The following is an 18198-nucleotide window of genomic DNA, read 5'->3' on the forward strand; positions in this document are numbered from 1 at the left end:
TCAGTGATTTAGAGTGCAATGTTTGGAAAAGAAGAGTAGATCACTCTTTAAACACTGGTATGAGAAGAAGTATTTATTGAAAAAACAAAGCGCTGCAATAAGATCAGCGCTTTATTTGTAAGATGGGTGATGAATTATTCATCAACTTGGAGAGGGTTATTTATCCAATCGCTTAATCAATTCATCTGGTGTTAAGTAGCCACCCAAGTACTCACCATCAACATTATAAATAGCTGGTGTACCATTTACGCCCATGTTTAGACCAAGTTGGTATTGTTCACGAACAGGGTTTTTACATTTAGCAGGTGGAATACTAATGCCCTGTACAGCTTGGTTAAATGCAGCTTTACGGTCTGCACTACACCAAACCGCTTCCATAGTTGGCATAAACTGTTCGCCGCGTGGCCATGCAATGTAACGAACCTCAATGCCTTTCTCATTAATCTCAGCTAAATGCTCATGTAATTTATGGCAGTAAGGACAGCTTGCATCGGTAAACACATAAATCACATGTTTAGCTTTACCGCCTTTAGCTGGATAAACAATTAAGTCTTCATTTTTTAAAGCAGCAAGATGCTTTTTGTTTTCTGAGGCTTGAAGACTATCGCCGATATTATGAAGTTCTTTACCGCCTAAACGGATGACATCGCCTTGAATCAGGTATTTACCATCACTTGTTGTATAAACCGACGTCATTCCTTCAAGATTAACCCAATATAAATTAGGAACTTCGGTAGGCTTAATATCTAAAATTTTGACGTTGATGTTTGCATTCTTAAATTGTTTTTGCAAAGTTTCAATTAAACGCTGTTTAGCATTGCGTTCAATAATGGTTGAAGCTTCCCCTGTAGCAGGTGCGGTCGCTGTGAGCGCATCTTCTTTTTGTGGTTTGTTTTCTTTAGAACAAGCACTGAACAACAGGCTAGAAGCCAAAGCACAGGCAAGAAAAATTTGAGATCGGGTAAAGGACATAGATAACCCTTATTTCATCAGTATTTATAGTCAGAAGCTGCTAAGCATAACAAAAAATCTAGAGTGTATTGTTAAAACTTTCTTAACCTTTGTGAACGAAATCAAGTGATTGTTTGGTGTATTTCAAAATATTCTTTTAAAAAATTTTAACCCCTAGGGTGATGTTTTTCATGCAATTGTTGCATTCTGACTTGTGCTACATGTGTATAGATTTGCGTGGTTGATAAGTCACTATGACCCAGTAACATTTGTACTACGCGTAAGTCTGCCCCGTGATTAAGTAGATGCGTGGCAAAAGCATGTCGTAAGGTGTGAGGTGAAAGTTCGGCCTGAATATTGGCCTGTAGCGCATAACGCTTAATGGCATACCAAAAGTTCTGACGGCTCATAATTCCACCGTGCTGGGTTAAAAATAAATAGTCAGTTGAACTTTTATAAAGTTGTGGACGTGCCTCGTTTAAATAGCGCTCCACCCAGTCGCAGGCATATTGGCCTAAAGGCACTAAACGTTCTTTGTTACCTTTACCCGTAATACGTAGGTAACCTTGTTTTAAATTAATAAGTTCGAGGCGTAAATTCAGTAATTCAGAGACACGTAAACCACAAGCGTAAAGGACTTCAAACATTGCTCGGTCACGTAAGCCCAACGCCGTTGTAATGTCTGGCGCCTGAATGAGCGCTTCTACATCTTCTTCAGACAAGTCTTTAGGTAAAGCTCGGCCAATTTTTGGTGAATGGTGAGTAGCTACAGGATTATCACTTCGTAATTTCTGTTCACGTAGAAATTTATAAAACTGACGTAGGGCAGATAAGCAACGAGCAATTGAGCGTGGGCTTTTCCCTACTTTGGTAAGTTCAATGAGGACATCAGAAATGTCATCGCTCGTCCAATCTGGCAATCTATTTTTTTTATGAAGTTCACTACATTGGATCAGGTCGGATAAATAGGCATTGCGCGTATGCGGACTGACTGTTTGTGCAACCAGATAGTCGCGAAAACCTTGTAAAAAGCTTAAATGTTCAGGAATTTGAACAGGGCTTGGAATACGCGGTTTTTTATTTATCATAAACAACTTCCTCTAAACCACTGTACTGTAAAAGAAACTTTAAGGTTTGTCGATTAAACTCCATAAGAATTGAAATCTAACCTTATTTGGTAATTATTCTCATTTATATGTATACTAGTAAAAAAGGTTTAGGATCGGATGCGGTGCGTTTATCAGCGTTGAAAGTGAAGCAAGCGGCGACCATCACCAAAGTGAATCGGATAGAAGTAGAGTCCGAGCAGCAAGATTTGGTCGCAATTCGTTTGGAAAGTCTGGGTTTTGTACCAGGCACGCGAGTGGAAGTGATTACCAAGGGTGTTTTTGGTGGTGATCCGATCTTAATCCAAATTGGCTTTACTCGTTTCGCTTTACGTAAAGCAGAAGCGGAAAAAATCGAAATTCAGGTAGAAGAAGGAGTACCCGCATGAGTGATGCGTTACGTATTGCCCTTGTGGGAAACCCTAACTGTGGTAAAACCTCTCTTTTTAACCATTTAACTGGAACTCGACAAAAAGTCGCCAACTATGCCGGTGTAACGGTCGAGCGTAAAGTTGGTCATTTTCAGTTACCTTCAGGCCGTTCGGTTCGAGTGCTCGATTTGCCGGGTACATACAGTCTTAATGCGACCAGTCCGGATGAAGCAATTACTCGTGATGTCTGTTTAGGAAAAATAGCGGAAGAGGGGCAACAAGACGCTTTTTTATGTGTGGTTGATGCGACCAACTTAAAATTGCATTTAGGCCTTGTACTCGAAATGATCGAGTTGGGTCGCCCAATTTTACTTGTCCTTAATATGATGGATGAAGCGCGTCGTCGTGGCATCCAGATTAATACTCAAAAGTTATCTCAACGTTTGGGCGTACCAGTCGTTGAAACAGTAGCTGTCCGTAATGCGGGTATTGAAAATTTATTACATGCTCTTGATCAAGAAAAATACAGTGTGCCACAAACTGAACTGAGTGGCTTAACTGGGACCCATCATCAAAAAATCGATATGATTTTTAAAGATGTTGTTCATTATGTTGATCAGGAAGACAAGCGTACTGATTTTCTCGATCGAATTTTCTTACATCCAGTCTTAGGTCTACTTAGTCTTGCCATCATGATGTTTATTGTGTTCCAAGCAGTTTTTGCATGGGCAGCACCTTTTATGGATGGTATTGAAGGCTTCTTCGGCTGGCTGGGTGAAGTAGTCGGTTCTGTGATTACACAGCCACTACTGCATAGTCTGGTGGTTGACGGAATTATCGCGGGTGCAGGTGGCGTAGTTGTTTTCTTGCCACAAATTCTAATTTTGTTCTTCTTCATTTTAGTACTAGAAGAATCGGGCTATTTACCGCGTGCAGCATTTTTACTTGATAAATTAATGTTTCAAGCCGGTTTAAGTGGACGTGCTTTCATTCCGTTACTTTCAAGCTTTGCTTGTGCAGTACCGGGAATTATGGCAACGCGTAGTATTAGTGACCCTCGTGACCGTTTTACAACGATTATGGTTGCGCCACTAATGACTTGTTCGGCACGTTTACCCGTATATGCCTTGCTGATTGCTGCATTTATTCCAGAGAAAATGGTCTGGGGTATTTTCAATCTACAAGGACTGGTGCTGTTCGGTCTGTATATGGCTGGGATTGTGAGTGCACTGTGTGTTTCATTCTTAATGAAATTTTTCCAAAAAGATAAGTCTCAACACGCTTTACTGCTAGAGCTGCCGAGTTATCGTTTCCCTGATTTAAAAAGTGTGGGAATCGGTTTGTTAGATCGTGCGAAGATCTTCTTGAAGCGTGTCGGCGGCATTATTTTTGCGCTTTCTATTTTGCTCTGGTTCTTGTGTACTTTCCCACAACCACCAGAAGGGGCGACATTGCCTGCTATAGATTACAGCTTCGCAGGTATGCTTGGACATCTTATCCAGCCTTTATTCGCTCCAGTTGGTTTTAACTGGCAAATCTGTATTGCCTTAATCCCGGCTATGGCAGCTCGTGAAGTTGTGGTCGCTGCATTAGGTACAGTATATGCCTTGTCGGCAACCGATGAAGACGCGGTAGCACAAGGTTTGTCTCATTTAATTAGTGCAGATGGTACAGGTTGGTCGTTGGCAACAGGTTTATCGCTTTTAGTGTGGTTCATTTATGCGCCGCATTGTTTGGCAACATTGGCAACAGTACGTCGTGAAACAGGTTCATGGAAACATGTTGCAGCTATGACTGCATATCTGTTTGGTTTAGCTTATTTTGCATCGTTTGTTACCTATCAAATTGCTTCCCACTATTGGGGTTAAGGCAATAAAGGAGGTTGTATATGCTTCAATATCTGATTATTGCGGTTTTGGTGATTTGGAGTGCTGTTGTTGTTTTTAAGAAAGTATTTCCAAAAACAGCAAACTCGGCCTTTTCAGCACTATCCGTTTTTTGTGAAAAGCAGGGTTGGGCAACTTTAGCAAAATGGTTGAAACCGAAAATGACTTTTGGTTGTGCAGGTGGCTGTGGCTGCTCAAGTGAAGATAAACCAACTAATACAGTTCAAGAAATTAAACCAGTTAAATGGCAATAAATTTAGCCATTCCTGTTTCGTATAAAAAGCCATCATATTGATGGCTTTTTTACGCACTGACACAAAAAAAGATGAATAAAGTTCAAACTGAAAAAGCATTCAAAACAGCAAAGTGCTAACATTTTTGCCATTCTGTCGATTGATAAATTGTGGGGCAAAAATGTTAATACAACGTGGTGGATTAAAAGTTGTCGCAGGCTTGGGAATATCAGGCGTTTCTGCTGTAAATTTCCTGCATGAACAAGGCTACCAAGTTGCTGTAACGGATTCCCGCCCCACACCTCCCGGACACGATCAGATTCCGGCTGGCGTTAAAACCAGTTTTGGTCAACTTGATCAAGAATTATTATTACAAGCAGAAGAGATTATTTTAAGCCCAGGCCTTGCACCGCAATTACCGGAAATTCAGGCAGCTATTGCTAAGGGTATTTCTGTGGTGGGCGATATCCAGTTATTGCGCCGTGCCACTGATGTGCCGATTGTAGCGATTACAGGTTCCAATGCAAAAAGTACTGTAACGACTTTAATTGGCTTAATGGCTAAGGATGCAGGTAAGAAAGTTGCAGTAGGCGGCAACCTTGGTCGACCAGCGTTAGATTTACTTAAAGATCAACCAGAGTTACTGGTCCTTGAGTTATCGAGCTTTCAATTAGAAACCACCTCTCACTTAAACGCTGAGGTAGCAGTGGTTCTCAATATGAGTGAAGACCATTTAGACCGTCATGGAAATATGCTGGGGTATCATCAAGCAAAACATCGTATTTTCCAAGGCGCTAAAAAAGTTGTATTTAACCGAGACGATGCTTTAAGCCGCCCACTTGTTCCAGATACGACACCAATGCAAAGCTTTGGTTTAAACGCACCGGATTTAAATCAATATGGCGTTTTAAGAGATGCCGACGGTACGCTTTGGCTTGCTCGTGGTTTACAGCGGTTAATTAAAAGCTCAGATTTATATATTCAAGGTATGCACAACGTAGCCAATGCTTTAGCGTGTTTAGCATTGGGGGAGGCAATTGGTTTACCTATGGAGTCAATGCTTGAAACTTTAAAACAATTTAAAGGACTAGAGCACCGCTGTGAGTACGTTAAAACCGTGCATGATGTCCGTTATTATAATGACTCTAAAGGTACCAATGTTGGTGCTACACTTGCAGCAATTGATGGCTTAGGTGCTGCCATTGAAGTGAAAAAAGGTAAGGTTGCGCTTATTTTAGGTGGTCAAGGTAAAGGGCAAGATTTTTCTCCTTTACGTTCTTCTATCGAAAAATATGCCAAAGTTGTGGTATTGATTGGTGAAGATGCGCCTGTCATCGAACAAGCCATTCAAGGCGCAACTAAAATTTTACATGCAGCAACGCTTAAAGAAGCTGTCGAGCTGTGTCAACGTGAAACACAAGCTGAAGATGTGGTATTGCTATCACCAGCATGTGCAAGTTTTGATATGTTTAAAAGTTATAATGACCGTGGTCAGCAGTTTGTTGCCTGCGTCAATTCGTTGGTTTAAAGAAAATATGATTAGGAATGTAGTATGGCAGGCTTAGCTCAGACCACAATCCAGAAAATCAATCATTGGTATGAACGGATATTGCCGAAATGGCCAGCGGAAGTGACGCCACGTAATGTCTTGATTTTCTGTGTGGTTGCATTGTTATGTATTGGTTCGGTGATGGTCGCATCTGCTTCCATGCCTTATGCTGAATATATGCATGAAAACCCATTTCACTATGTGATTCGTCATGGGATCTCAATCGTTGCTGCTGGCGTGGTGGCTTATTTAACCTATCGAATATCACTCAATACATGGTTTAAAAATACGTTTCCATTGTGGTTATTAACCATGGTTCTGTTACTTGCGGCTTTGGCTGTAGGTTCGGAAGTCAATGGTTCTACACGTTGGATTAAAATTGGTGGTTTTACCTTGCAGCCAACAGAGGTTGCCAAGGTTATGATGGCCATCTTTACCGCAGATTACGTAGTACGCCGTGCTAAAGAAGTCCGTACCCATTGGAAAGGCTTACTTCGTTTAAGTGGCGTTATGGCAATTACGGTAGGTTTAATTATTGCCGAGCCTGACTTGGGTGCGACGGTGGTTATTGTCATGATGATGGTCGGGGTGTTCTTTTTAGCGGGTGCGCCTCCAACACAATTCTTAATCATGCTTGGTGCAATTGTCACGGGTATTGTGTTTTTAATTTTATTTGAACCTTACCGTTTCCAACGTTTGATTTCGTTTACTGACCCTTGGGCGGACCCATTAGGGGTAGGTTATCAGTTATCAAATGCTTTAATGGCTTTTGGTCGTGGTGAGTGGTTTGGTACAGGCTTGGGGCATAGTGTTCAAAAGCTTTCTTATTTACCAGAAGCGCATACTGACTTTATGTTGGCTGTGTTAGGTGAAGAATTTGGTTTCTTTGGTATTTCGATTGTTATTGGCTTATCTTTCTTGATGCTGGCATGTTGTATCAAAATCGGCCACCGTGCCTTGAAACATCATTATCTTCGCGCAGGCTACTTGGCTTATGGTATTAGTATTATTTTCTTACTCCAGATTTTGGTAAATGCGGGTATGAACATGGGCTTAATGCCAACCAAAGGTTTAACTCTACCATTTATTAGTTATGGTGGTACGTCTTTAATGATGTGTGCAGCTATGATTAGCTTGATCTTAAAGATTGATGCTTCAACTCAAGAAGTGAACCCTGAGAGGGAAGAATCAAACTTCTAAACCATGAAGCGTTATAAAAAGCCCGATATCAAATCGGGCTTTTTATTATTTATAGATATGTTCCGCAAAGTTGTTGTCCATGAGGAATCAAATCTACATTCCACTGGGCTACCGCTTGCTTGAGCATCACTTCGGGGCGATCTAAATCAACATTTGGTTGACCTAAGGCTTGTATGGCTTGTTGTAGCAATTCAGGAGCCTTTGTTAAATCAAGTGCATGGGCAAGGTTTTGCTTTGAAAGTTTTTGCCCTTGGTCGTTCATGGCGAGCGGAAGATGCATGTAACTCAGCTTAGGGTAGCCGAGGAGTTGACCAAGCCAGATTTGACGCTCAGTGTTATCTAACAGGTCTGCGCCTCGCACAACATGAGTAATGCCTTGTAGGTAATCATCTACGACGACAGCAAGCTGGTAGTTAATAATTCCATCACGGCGTTTAAGGACAAAATCACCAAGGTCATGCTCTAGATTAGAACAATGAAGCCCTTGTAGGCGGTCATTGAAACAGATTGGCTGATCTTGAACTTTTACCCGAATGGCTTGATGTTGGAAGTCGAGCTGTAAATCTCGGCATGTGCCTGCATAGATAGCGTTTGAACCGAGCATTTTACGGGTACATTGGCAGGCGTAAACCAGACCCTCTTTTTTAAGTTGGTCTAATACACTTTCATAAATATCTAGGCGGTCTTTTTGAAAAATGATCTCGGCATCCGGATCGAACTGAAAAGCTTCAATTGATGCGAGTATATGTTCTTCACTACCGGGGTAGATGCGGGGAATATCGGTGTCTTCAACACGAACTAACCATCGACCTTGATGGGCTCTGGCATCACAGTAACTGGCAACAGCAGTAATGAGTGATCCGAAATGTAAAGGGCCGGTTGGCGAGGGCGCAAACCGGCCTGAGTAGCGAATCAGTGGAACATCGTTTCGCTGATTCGCAAGAGCCGAACTAAGCTCGGCTGGAGAATTCTTAACCGTCACAATTAACCGTTATTTTGCTTCTCTTTAATTTCTGCCAAAGTTTTGCAGTCAATACATAACGTTGCAGTTGGACGTGCTTCTAAACGACGTAAGCCGATTTCGATACCACAAGTTTCACAGAAACCGTAGTCTTCGTTTTTAATCGCTTCAAGAGATTGTTCGATTTTACGAATTAATTTACGTTCACGGTCACGTGTACGTAATTCAATTGCAAATTCTTCTTCTTGGGTAGCACGGTCATTTACGTCTGGCAATGCAGTTGATTCATCTTGCATCGTATTTAAAGTACGATCAACTTCAGACATTAATTCAGCTTTCCATGCTTGCAGAATTTGTCGGAAATGCTCGAGCTGTCCTTCCGACATGTACTCTTCATTTTTCTTAGGTTGATAAGGTGCAATACCAAATAAACTTGCAGTTGAGCCTACGTCAGAAGTTTTAGGTTTCACTTTACGTGCACGTTTTGCAGAAGCTTTATCACCTTCTACTACAACTTCTGTATGTTCATCCAAAACTTGGTTGTGGTTGTCATTCGCCATAATAGGGCATTCCTCATCATACACGTATTATCTATACGCAAAAAATATGGTGATATGCAAGTGTTTTTATAGAAAACCATCGATGGATTTTTCCATCGGGTCGTCATCATATAGATTTTTCCTGCAAGATGATAGTCATTCTGTCCCGTAAATATTTTCAAAACGTGTTTACCCTAGTCATAATTCTTTTGGGTTATATAAACTTTAGGGCTAATAACCTGAAATATCAGTATTTATACGGGTTTTGAAATTTTCAAGGCGAAACACTTTTGTTTCAAAACTACCATCGTTGTTCAGACGAATGTAACGATAACCCGGTGCATTTTGGTCGAGTGCAAAATCATTACTAAACGGCTTAAACTGTACACTTGTGGAAGGCGTAGAAAAAAACTCGATACCTTGCCAGATATTAAGGGAATCTTGATGAACATGTCCGCAGACTAGGGCCTTCACATTTTGAAATGGACTTAAGGTATCTAAAAGTGCATTTGAGTTTTGAAGCTTATGGTGGTCAATCCATTTTGATTTCATGGCAAATGGATGGTGATGACAAGCCAGCAAAACAGGATGATCTGCAAATTGTTCAAGTAAATTCGCTAAATTTTCTAATTGTTCCGAAGACAGATGACCATCTACTTTTCCCTTTACCGCGCTATTTAGCATAATCACACGCCAGTTTCCTAAACCGACAACTACAGGTTGTTGATGGTTTTCGTTATGTAGAGGAAAGTGGTCGACATTGTCATGATTACCGAGGGTCTGGAAAAAAGGCAGACCCAAGGTTTGCATAAAATTGATATAACGTTTGTAAGTAATAGGTGTTGGGGCTTGTGCGAGGTCACCGGTATGAATAATCGCATCAGCTTCGGGATGTTGTTTTAGTATCTGTTGAATAATGGCGTGGAAACTTTCTTCAGGATTCATCCCCACAAATTCTAGCTGTGGATACTCCAATAAATGTGTATCGGTAATTTGTATGATGACATGATTTTTTTGTGAAAGTGTTGAGACTTGGAAAGTCACCGTCCTACCTCTTCGGATTTATTATCGTTTTGCTGTGTTGAGCCAGCCATTGTAATGCCATAATAACAGGGGCATTTCTTAAACGTCCGCTGTCGAGTAGTGTTTGAATCTCACTATAACTAAACAAATGCAGCTGAATATTTTCACCCTCATTATCTACCCCAAAAACACCACCTACAGCAGGTAAATTGGTTTCGGCAACGTACAGATGAAATAACTCTGAACAGGCGCCAGCTGATGGGTAAAAACTAAATAGATGTTCTAAATCCTGAACTTCGCAACCTGATTCTTCAAGGCTCTCGCGTCGAATGCAACTTTCTGGTGATTCATTGCCATCTAATACGCCTGCGATAATTTCGAGTTGCCATGGCGAATGGGGGTCATCTAAAGCACCAACACGAAACTGTTCAATCAGGGCAAACTGTTGTTTTTGATCATTGTAGAGTAGAACGCCAGCCGCTTCAGGCCGATGCACAAGTTCGCGCTGCAATACAGGAGTATATTCAGATTGATTAAATAGACGATGTCGAAGGCTGACTTTTTCAACTTGAATAAAACCACTGAACAGAGGTTTACGTGATGTTACTTCGACATCTTTAGATGTATAACTTGGACGCTCGACAATACTCATGATTCGATCAGGACGAAATCTATTTATTTCATCCTAACCGAGAATCATGGCTAGGCAAGTGTTTTTTTTGAATATTTACACTTTATGATACAGTTTTTGTCCTTGCTCTTGATAAACCTCTTTCATCGCTTTGAGGCCTTCTTCAACCTCTGAATCGCTATTGGTGAGGTTGTTGGCATAGTCACGTACATTCTGGGTGATTTTCATCGAACAGAATTTTGGACCACACATTGAGCAAAAGTGAGCAGATTTATGCGCTTCTTTTGGTAAAGTCTCGTCATGCATGCTGCGCGCTGTATCTGGGTCTAGGCTTAGGTTGAACTGGTCGTCCCAACGGAATTCGAAACGTGCTTTAGACAAGGCATTATCACGAACCTGTGCACCCGGATGACCTTTGGCAAGATCGGCTGCGTGTGCTGCAATCTTGTAGGTAATAATTCCGTCTTTTACATCTTTCTTGTTTGGTAAACCTAAATGTTCTTTAGGTGTCACATAGCAAAGCATTGCTGTGCCATACCAGCCAATCATGGCTGCACCAATAGCAGAAGTAATGTGGTCATAACCCGGAGCGATATCTGTGGTTAAAGGTCCAAGCGTATAGAATGGAGCTTCTTTACATACTTCTAACTGTAAGTCCATGTTCTCTTTAATCATGTGCATTGGTACATGACCCGGACCTTCAATCATGACCTGAACATCATGTTCCCATGCACGGTGAGTCAGCTCACCCAGTGTTTTAAGTTCGCTGAACTGCGCTTCGTCATTTGCATCTTGAATACAACCCGGACGTAAGCCATCGCCTAAGCTAAATGACACATCATAGGCTTTCATGATTTCACAGATTTCATCGAAGTGTGTGTATAAGAAGTTCTCTTCATGATGAGCGAGACACCACTGCGCCATGATTGAACCACCACGAGACACAATACCTGTTAAACGGTTTGCTGTAAGTGGCACATAACGAAGTAGAACACCTGCGTGAATGGTGAAGTAGTCAACACCTTGTTCAGCTTGTTCAATAAGCGTGTCTTTAAAGATTTCCCAAGTCAGGTTCTCGGCAACACCATCAACTTTTTCAAGTGCTTGATAAATTGGTACGGTACCGATTGGAACTGGTGAGTTACGAATAATCCATTCACGTGTTTCATGAATGTTCTTACCTGTAGACAAGTCCATAATGGTGTCGGCACCCCAACGGGTTGCCCATGTCATTTTCGCAACTTCTTCATCAATTGAAGAACCAAGCGCCGAGTTACCAATATTGGCATTAATCTTAACCAAGAAATTACGGCCAATAATCATTGGTTCAAGTTCTGGGTGGTTAATGTTGGCAGGAATAATAGCGCGGCCTTCGGCAACTTCTTGGCGAACAAACTCAGGTGTAATTTCTTTTAAGTTTTTCGCACCAAAGTTTTGACCTGGGTGCTGGCGCATATCTACAGCTTCGCGTTGACGCTGATTTTCACGAATTGCAATATATTCCATCTCAGGCGTGATAATACCTTGCTTGGCATAGTGCATTTGAGTGACATTTTTGCCTGCTTTAGCACGGCGTGGGTTTTGAATATGTGCAAAGCGAATATCAGCAGTGCGAATATCTTTTAAACGCTCCTGTCCAAACTTTGAAGTTAGGCCAGAAAGAACGTCAGTATCGTTACGCTCTTCAATCCATTTTTGACGAACTGAAGGTAAACCTTTATTTAAATCAATTTGAACATTCGGGTCAGTATAAACACCTGAAGTGTCATATACCATAATAGGTGGGTTGTGCTCACCACCAAGGCCAGTTGGGGTATCGGTTAAAGAAATTTCTCGCATTGGAACCTGAATATCAGGGCGAGAGCCTTCAATATAAACTTTTTTAGAAGCGGGTAAGATGCGGGTTAAGTCTTTTGCATCTTGTTCATGTTGTGCTGAAATTTCAGCAGAAGAGAGATTCGTTAATTGGTTCATCACATGATCCTTATGAATAACATCAACGAATCAAGCACGACCAAAAACGATGGCGGATTTATCTTGAACTAGATAAATTGAGGGCTTAGGTTTTCAGATGGCTTGATTCCTACGCAGGTCTTAACCTGATCAGGTTCAACGGTACTTGTGATCAAACTGGTGTTGCGATAACACGAAATTTACACAATCTCAGCGAGCTATTACTCGCGCTCCGTCAAGCGATTTAAAGACTAACATGTTTTAGGTTGGCTGGCATTGTCAATTTGTATCTATACAAACCGCATCTATATGGCAGTCACGATAGACTTCCGTGTTCCATGGCGAATCAAATTTTAATAACTGTTCAAGTTGTTCATGCACAATCTGATAGGTAGATTTCTTTTGCCCATTTTCATCAGTTAAATCTATTTTAAATTGCTTATTACGCTCATCGACAGGGGTGGCAATAAATTTAAGAAATTGTTGGGCAGGTTTCGCTAAACTTGATTGGCTCTGAGTTGATAAAAAGCGGATTTGCTGAAGTGCATCAGGGTCAAACCATGTGTTCGGGGCATATTCATTTGACACAGGTGTGTTATCTAGACCAAAGAAAATGAAGTATCGATATTCATTAAAGAGTAATTTGGCATCATTAATAAAATAACTCTTTGGATATTTTTGAATAAATTTTTCCCAAAATAAAGCACGTTCAGTGAGCTCTTTCCATGAAACAGCCAAAGCACCATCGTTATAGAAAATGTCTTGATTGTCTTTCGCCATACGAGATAAAAATTCTTTCTGGTCAGCAGGTAAAGCCTTAGAAAAAACATCAACTAAGTAGTTTGGCTGGCGGCGATAAGTAAACATACCTTCACCTTGATAGAGCAGCTCAATATAGGCTTGGCCTTCATGTTGAAGTAAATATTGATCACGCGGACTCAGTTGGGCGAATAATTTTTTCTGGCTTTGCATGACCTTTTTAAGGTCTTGTTTCTGTTCTAAAACAGCATAGCCAAATGCTTCAAAAGCTCTAGCTGTTTTATCAGTGTAGTCTTGTTTTAGAAAACGCTGATACATGGCTGTTGAAGCTTCAATTAGCTTAAGCTGTTCCTCATTTTTTAACGAAGGAACACAGGTTTTAAGCTTTTCATTAATTTGATTTAAGTCTTCTATTTTACTGTTCTGATTAATCGTGTGCATGGCTACCATAATTTGTAAGCAGCTACTGTCTCTCTGTTCGGTGGCCTTTTGCGCAGTTGATTTTTGCTCTTTAGATACAGTTTGATCTTGCTGTGAGGTTTTATTGCAGCCAGCTAAAAGTAGTGCACTGCACATACTCATCATTAGAATTTTTTTCATCTTTATATTTTTATCGAAATTGATATTGCTCAAATTATAACGCTTAAAAAGATTGCATCACTGTTAGAAATCTTTATTATTAGGTAGGTCGGTCTACTTAAGTAAAAGCTATGAATGATAGAACAGCAAGACAGAAAATTCTCGATGCAGCGGCAACACTATTTTATAACGATGGCATTACCGCAACAGGAATTAATACGGTTACGGCTAAAGCAGATGTAGCTAAGATGTCGCTTTACAATAATTTTTCTTCAAAAGGTGAACTTGTTGATGCCTATATTGCTGCACGACATCAAGAGTGGTTAGACCTTTATCAAAAGCGTTTAGAAAAAACAAAAACAGCTAAAGAAGCTATTTTGGCCGTATTTGATGCCTATCAAGATCATGCCGAGTTTGCTTATGAAAAGGGTTTTAGAGGATGTGGGCTATTAAATGCTGCGGCAGAGTTCCCAGCGAATAGTTCAGGACGAAATGCTGTAAGACAGCATAAAGAACAAGTTGAGGCGATTGTTGCCGAGCATTTAAATCACTTATTAAAAGATTCACAGCGTGTTAGCTATATCGCCTCACAACTTTCTTTTTTATTAGAAGGGTCGATGGCAAGAGCTGGTTTAGAGGGTAGTAGCCGTCAACTTCAATTAGCGAGACAAATGGCAGAAGATATTTTAGATCGAGAATGCCAACATGATTAGCCTTATTAAAAATAGTAGTTATGGTGGCACTATTGCAATTTTAGTAGCCTCTTTCTTATGGGGAACCACGGGCACAGCCGCAGCATTTGCCCCAACACTCGGACCACTTGCAATTGGCGCGGTTGCTATGGGGGGAGGTGGGCTTTTACAGGCATTGATTGCATCTCAGGCCATTCGGGAACACCGACAATTTATTGGGCGAAATATTTCTATTATTCTTTTAGGTGTTGTGGCAGTTGGGATATATCCCCTAGCTTTTTATTCTTCCATGCATTATGCCGGAATTACGATTGGTACGGTGGTTTCAATTGGTTCGGCTCCACTCATTGCAGCAGTTTTAGAGCGATTCTTTGACCGTAAAGTTTTATCTAAAACGTGGTTCCTAAGTTTTGTGTTGGGTGTTGTGGGGGTAAGTTTATTATCTATGGGCGAAAGCCACGCAGCACAAGAGAGTACAAATGAATGGAATAAAATTTTTGGTATTTTTCTTGGGCTGGTAGCGGGTGCAACATATTCACTTTATTCATGGGCTGCAAAAAGATTAATAGACCGAGGTATTGCTGCTAAAGCTGCAATGGGCATGATTATGGGTGGTGGGGCAGTCATCTTGCTTCCAACTTTATTAATTACAGGTGGTGGGTTACTGCAAAGTTCAACAAATTTACTTGTTGCTGGCTATATGATGCTGATTCCTATGTTTTTGGGTTATTTGCTTTTTGGTTTCGGGTTAAAAACTGTAAATGCCAGTAAAGCCACCACTTTAACTTTATTTGAACCTCTTGTTGCAGCGATTTTTGCGATTGTTTTGGTTGGCGAAAGTGTCTCATGGATTGGGTGGGTAGGCATGTTTTTGATTTTCATTTGTATTTTGATGTTATCAAAGCCTGAAAATACATAAAAAATGAAAACTTTTACTGGCTTGAGTTTAAATTAAATTTTTCTTAGTCTTAAAGCCAAGTTTTATCGTTGATTTAAACAATGAAAATAAAATTAATGCTTGTTGCTGGTTTATGGAGTTTTACATCGTCGAGTTTTGCTCTAGATTTAGTTGAAACTTATGAGCGCGCAAAACTAAATGATCCGACGTGGCAAGCGAATCAACAACAGTTTGAGGCAGATCAGCTTAATTTAGGCTTAGCAACAGGCGCTTTACTACCAACAGTTACATTATCTGGAAATATTACCCGTAATCGACAAACGGTAAAGCGTTCAAATTTTCCTGGTGTTGATCAGGAAGGACTTTCCGATGCTTTGGTAAGTAATACATCGACTACCAAACAGGCTACTTTATCTGCCCGTCAGCCTCTTTTTCGTATGGATGCATGGGAAGGTTATAAACAGGTTAAAACTTCGGTTGCTCTTAGTGAAATTACTTTAAAACTGCAAAAACAAGATCATGTTTTAAATGTAGCTGAAGCCTATTTCAATGTATTGCGACAACAGGCACTTACCGCTGCATATTTACAAGAAGAAAAAGCTTTGCTTGAACAGCTCAATATGATGAATGCCAAGCTTAAAGAAGGGTTGGTAGCACGTAGTGATGTGAGTGAAGCAAATGCCCAGTATCAAAATGCCAGAGCCAACCGTATTGCTACCAATGTGCAGCTTCTATTGGCTCAAGAGCAACTATCTGAATATATTGGTCCTTATCAAGATAAGCTTGCTGTATTGAGAGGTGATTTTATCTTTCAAAAACCTTATCCGGCACAGCTCGATGAGTGGTTAGGATTAGCCCAACAACAAAATTTAAAGATTCAGCAAGCGCGTTTACAAAAGCGATATGCTGAAGATCAACGTCGTGTGGAAAAAGCTGCACTTTATCCACAGATAGATGCAGTGGCGAGTTATGGTTATACCAAACAAACGCCCGAAACGCTGATTTCGACTGATGGGAAGTTTGATCAGGTAGGGGTAGAGATGAACTGGAACTTATTTAATGGAGGCCGGACCCGAACTTCTATTAAAAAAGCCAGTGTGGAGTTAAATAAAGCGCAAGCCCAACTTGATGCGGCCATTCGCCGTGCCAATGTCGATGTGAAAAGTGCTTTTATGCAGGTAGATACCGACCGAGCAAAACTTGAAGCAAGAAAGGCGGCAATGGACTCTTCAGCACTTGTTTCTCAAGCTTCAAAAGCAAGTTATAACGAAGGCTTAAAAAGTATGGTCGATGTTTTATTGGCGCAGCGTAATGCTTTTTCAGCAAAACAGGATTATCTTAATGCTCAGTATGACTATTTATTAAATGTATTACGTTTAAAAGCGGCTGTAGGTCAGCTAGGAGAAAAAGATTTAGTTGAATTAAACAGCTGGTTAACGTATCAGTAATAAAAAATGCTTTTATCTGAAATTTAATTTTGTCATAAAAATTTAATGATTGATGTGTTTTAATGCTCAATCATTTTATCCCTGCGCCATCATGTTGGAGGCTTCCCTTGAGTCCGAGTAATCCGGTGTTAAGCCATCATATTTCTTCTCAATTTAATGAAGATTTGCAAGATGTGAACACAAAGTTTATGACCATGGGTGGCTTGGTCGAACAACAGGTTGCCAATGCAATTCATTCTTTACTTGATACAGATGCGAACTTAGCAATTGATGTTCAATTTAAAGATAATGCGGTCAATCAATACGAACGTGATATTGATGAAGGGCTGACGCTGATTTTGGCACGTCGTCATCCAGCAGCAATTGACTTGCGTATGGTAATTGCCATGAGCAAAGCCAATACTGACCTAGAGCGTATTGGGGATGAAGCTGCAAAAATTGCCCGTATTGCGCAAAATCTATGTGAAGAGGGCGGTTCTCCTCGTGGCTACATGGAAACACGTCATATTGGTAACCAAGTACGGGTCATGATTCATGACGCACTTGATGCTTTTGCACGTTTAGATGCAGATCAAGCATTACGTGTACTTTTAGCCGATGCTGACATCGACCGTGAATATCAGTCGGCAACGCGTACTTTAATGACTTATATGATTGAAGACCCGCGTCATATTGCTCGTGTGATTAATGTCATGTGGGTTTTACGTTCTTTAGAGCGTATTGGTGACCACGCTCGTAATATTGCTGAACAAGTCATTTACATGGCAAAAGGCTTTGATGCACGCCATACCAAAATTGAAGAAATTGAAGCAAAAGTACACGAAAAGTAATATGTGAGCTGAGATATTTAAAGGCCTTGTTTCAGACAAGGCTTTTTCATTTTTTTTAAATAATAGATAAAAAAATGTCCCGAACTTTGGGGGGAAGTTCAGGACAGAAAATCAAGTGCATTAAGAGAAAACACGACAGGGATCGTGTCTTACTTGCTATGAATTGATATTAAAGTTTCAGCCATTTCATGTCATGTAGAGTCCTGTGCGCTCTATGTAAGGCTTTATATGTTTGTGTAAGTTTCACGTAAAAAAAGGCAGGTCTATGTATATAAACCTGCCTTTTTAAAAAATGATGGGCTTGGAATAAACCTGTTATTCTGGTTTCCAGCCTTCCGCTTTTTCAACGCTCTCATCATTATTGAAGAACTTCTCACGTTGCTCTTCGAGGAATTTTTTCGCTTCTGGTTCAAACACGTTTAAACGCTTTTCATTAATTAGCGTAGTTTGGTGCTGTAACCATTCTTGCCATGCTTGCTTAGAAACATTTTCAAAAAATTCTTGGCCTTTGGCACCTGGAAATGGAGCAAAGTCCAATCCTTCCATTTCCTTTTGGTATTTACGGCAAAATACTTGTCGACTCATTTTG

The 18198-nt window shown here is 40.6% G+C and carries 18 protein-coding genes and 1 riboswitch; of the genes, 9 read left to right on the forward strand and 9 right to left on the reverse strand.

What is annotated here, in order from left to right:
• Window positions 1-156 precede the first annotated feature (156 nt).
• Window positions 157-972 carry a DsbC family protein gene (locus G9371_RS15765; RefSeq protein ID WP_029424462.1) on the reverse strand — a complete coding sequence of 272 codons (816 nt, stop codon included), beginning with the start codon at window positions 970-972 and terminating at the stop codon, window positions 157-159.
• A 146-nt stretch (window positions 973-1118) separates the two neighbouring features.
• Window positions 1119-2039, reverse strand: a complete 921-nt coding sequence (gene xerD, locus G9371_RS15770; protein ID WP_000608735.1) for a site-specific tyrosine recombinase XerD — start codon at window positions 2037-2039, stop codon at window positions 1119-1121.
• Window positions 2040-2182: 143 nt separating this feature from the next.
• On the opposite strand from xerD, the gene G9371_RS15775 reads away from it, so the two are divergent.
• The 5 genes from G9371_RS15775 (at window position 2183) to ftsW (ending at window position 7296) form a co-directional block, all read left to right on the forward strand.
• Entirely contained in the window at window positions 2183-2446 is a 264-nt protein-coding gene (locus G9371_RS15775) for a FeoA family protein (protein ID WP_001991212.1), read from the forward strand.
• Window positions 2443-4296: a ferrous iron transporter B gene (gene feoB, locus G9371_RS15780; protein ID WP_001278225.1), complete on the forward strand. Its 1854-nt coding sequence runs from the start codon at window positions 2443-2445 to the stop codon at window positions 4294-4296. Before G9371_RS15775 ends, feoB begins: the two co-directional genes overlap by 4 nt.
• Window positions 4297-4316: 20 nt before the next feature.
• Window positions 4317-4568, forward strand: a complete 252-nt coding sequence (locus G9371_RS15785; protein WP_000942501.1) for a DUF6587 family protein — start codon at window positions 4317-4319, stop codon at window positions 4566-4568.
• A 160-nt stretch (window positions 4569-4728) separates the two neighbouring features.
• Window positions 4729-6075, forward strand: a complete 1347-nt coding sequence (gene murD, locus G9371_RS15790) for a UDP-N-acetylmuramoyl-L-alanine--D-glutamate ligase (RefSeq protein WP_000908241.1) — start codon at window positions 4729-4731, stop codon at window positions 6073-6075.
• Window positions 6076-6099: 24 nt separating this feature from the next.
• On the forward strand, window positions 6100-7296 hold the full coding sequence (gene ftsW, locus G9371_RS15795; RefSeq protein ID WP_000907680.1) for a putative lipid II flippase FtsW: 1197 nt from the start codon (window positions 6100-6102) through the stop codon (window positions 7294-7296).
• 49 nt (window positions 7297-7345) lie between these two features.
• Here ftsW and gluQRS read toward each other — a convergent pair whose 3' ends face one another.
• The 6 genes from gluQRS to G9371_RS15825 form a co-directional block, all read right to left on the reverse strand.
• A complete protein-coding gene (gluQRS, locus tag G9371_RS15800) occupies window positions 7346-8278 on the reverse strand; it encodes a tRNA glutamyl-Q(34) synthetase GluQRS (RefSeq protein ID WP_029424461.1) in 933 nt (310 codons plus the stop codon).
• Window positions 8279-8280: 2 nt separating this feature from the next.
• Window positions 8281-8817, reverse strand: a complete 537-nt coding sequence (gene dksA / locus G9371_RS15805) for an RNA polymerase-binding protein DksA (protein WP_001262524.1) — start codon at window positions 8815-8817, stop codon at window positions 8281-8283.
• A 210-nt stretch (window positions 8818-9027) separates the two neighbouring features.
• Entirely contained in the window at window positions 9028-9840 is an 813-nt protein-coding gene (cpdA, locus tag G9371_RS15810) for a 3',5'-cyclic-AMP phosphodiesterase (RefSeq protein ID WP_000143915.1), read from the reverse strand.
• Between the two features lie 4 nt (window positions 9841-9844).
• Entirely contained in the window at window positions 9845-10471 is a 627-nt protein-coding gene (locus G9371_RS15815) for an NUDIX domain-containing protein (RefSeq protein WP_029424460.1), read from the reverse strand.
• Window positions 10472-10546: 75 nt separating this feature from the next.
• Complete coding sequence (gene thiC, locus G9371_RS15820; RefSeq protein ID WP_001072861.1) at window positions 10547-12424, reverse strand: phosphomethylpyrimidine synthase ThiC; 1878 nt, start codon at window positions 12422-12424, stop codon at window positions 10547-10549.
• Between the two features lie 89 nt (window positions 12425-12513).
• A riboswitch (TPP riboswitch) is annotated at window positions 12514-12648 on the reverse strand.
• Between the two features lie 34 nt (window positions 12649-12682).
• Window positions 12683-13762: a hypothetical protein gene (locus G9371_RS15825; protein WP_201785124.1), complete on the reverse strand. Its 1080-nt coding sequence runs from the start codon at window positions 13760-13762 to the stop codon at window positions 12683-12685.
• Between the two features lie 110 nt (window positions 13763-13872).
• Between G9371_RS15825 and G9371_RS15830 the strand changes: the two genes are divergently transcribed.
• The 4 genes from G9371_RS15830 (at window position 13873) to phoU (ending at window position 17609) form a co-directional block, all read left to right on the forward strand.
• Entirely contained in the window at window positions 13873-14454 is a 582-nt protein-coding gene (locus tag G9371_RS15830; RefSeq protein ID WP_000999891.1) for a TetR/AcrR family transcriptional regulator, read from the forward strand.
• Window positions 14447-15352 carry a DMT family transporter gene (locus tag G9371_RS15835; RefSeq protein WP_000624466.1) on the forward strand — a complete coding sequence of 302 codons (906 nt, stop codon included), beginning with the start codon at window positions 14447-14449 and terminating at the stop codon, window positions 15350-15352. The genes G9371_RS15830 and G9371_RS15835 overlap by 8 nt, the downstream gene beginning before the upstream one ends.
• 95 nt (window positions 15353-15447) lie before the next feature.
• A complete protein-coding gene (locus G9371_RS15840) occupies window positions 15448-16779 on the forward strand; it encodes a TolC family outer membrane protein (RefSeq protein WP_000959167.1) in 1332 nt (443 codons plus the stop codon).
• A gap of 107 nt (window positions 16780-16886) precedes the next feature.
• Complete coding sequence (gene phoU, locus G9371_RS15845) at window positions 16887-17609, forward strand: phosphate signaling complex protein PhoU (protein WP_000075183.1); 723 nt, start codon at window positions 16887-16889, stop codon at window positions 17607-17609.
• 315 nt (window positions 17610-17924) lie between these two features.
• Here phoU and G9371_RS15850 read toward each other — a convergent pair whose 3' ends face one another.
• Window positions 17925-18194, reverse strand: a complete 270-nt coding sequence (locus G9371_RS15850; protein WP_000089996.1) for an oxidative damage protection protein — start codon at window positions 18192-18194, stop codon at window positions 17925-17927.
• Window positions 18195-18198 lie beyond the last annotated feature (4 nt).

The sequence above is a fragment of the Acinetobacter sp. EKM10A genome, assembly GCF_011075215.1.
GTDB lineage: Bacteria > Pseudomonadota > Gammaproteobacteria > Pseudomonadales > Moraxellaceae > Acinetobacter > Acinetobacter baumannii.

Excerpts from the sequence above, each read along its gene's own strand:
- G9371_RS15765 (WP_029424462.1), bottom strand. The coding sequence starts at position 972 with ATGTCCTTTACCCGATCTCAAATTTTTCTTGCCTGTGCTTTGGCTTCT.
- xerD (WP_000608735.1), bottom strand. The coding sequence starts at position 2,039 with ATGATAAATAAAAAACCGCGTATTCCAAGCCCTGTTCAAATTCCTGAA.
- feoB (WP_001278225.1), top strand. The coding sequence starts at position 2,443 with ATGAGTGATGCGTTACGTATTGCCCTTGTGGGAAACCCTAACTGTGGT.
- G9371_RS15785 (WP_000942501.1), top strand. The coding sequence starts at position 4,317 with ATGCTTCAATATCTGATTATTGCGGTTTTGGTGATTTGGAGTGCTGTT.
- murD (WP_000908241.1), top strand. The coding sequence starts at position 4,729 with ATGTTAATACAACGTGGTGGATTAAAAGTTGTCGCAGGCTTGGGAATA.
- ftsW (WP_000907680.1), top strand. The coding sequence starts at position 6,100 with ATGGCAGGCTTAGCTCAGACCACAATCCAGAAAATCAATCATTGGTAT.
- dksA (WP_001262524.1), bottom strand. The coding sequence starts at position 8,817 with ATGGCGAATGACAACCACAACCAAGTTTTGGATGAACATACAGAAGTT.
- G9371_RS15815 (WP_029424460.1), bottom strand. The coding sequence starts at position 10,471 with ATGAGTATTGTCGAGCGTCCAAGTTATACATCTAAAGATGTCGAAGTA.
- thiC (WP_001072861.1), bottom strand. The coding sequence starts at position 12,424 with ATGAACCAATTAACGAATCTCTCTTCTGCTGAAATTTCAGCACAACAT.
- G9371_RS15825 (WP_201785124.1), bottom strand. The coding sequence starts at position 13,762 with ATGAAAAAAATTCTAATGATGAGTATGTGCAGTGCACTACTTTTAGCT.
- G9371_RS15830 (WP_000999891.1), top strand. The coding sequence starts at position 13,873 with ATGAATGATAGAACAGCAAGACAGAAAATTCTCGATGCAGCGGCAACA.
- G9371_RS15835 (WP_000624466.1), top strand. The coding sequence starts at position 14,447 with ATGATTAGCCTTATTAAAAATAGTAGTTATGGTGGCACTATTGCAATT.
- G9371_RS15840 (WP_000959167.1), top strand. The coding sequence starts at position 15,448 with ATGCTTGTTGCTGGTTTATGGAGTTTTACATCGTCGAGTTTTGCTCTA.
- G9371_RS15850 (WP_000089996.1), bottom strand. The coding sequence starts at position 18,194 with ATGAGTCGACAAGTATTTTGCCGTAAATACCAAAAGGAAATGGAAGGA.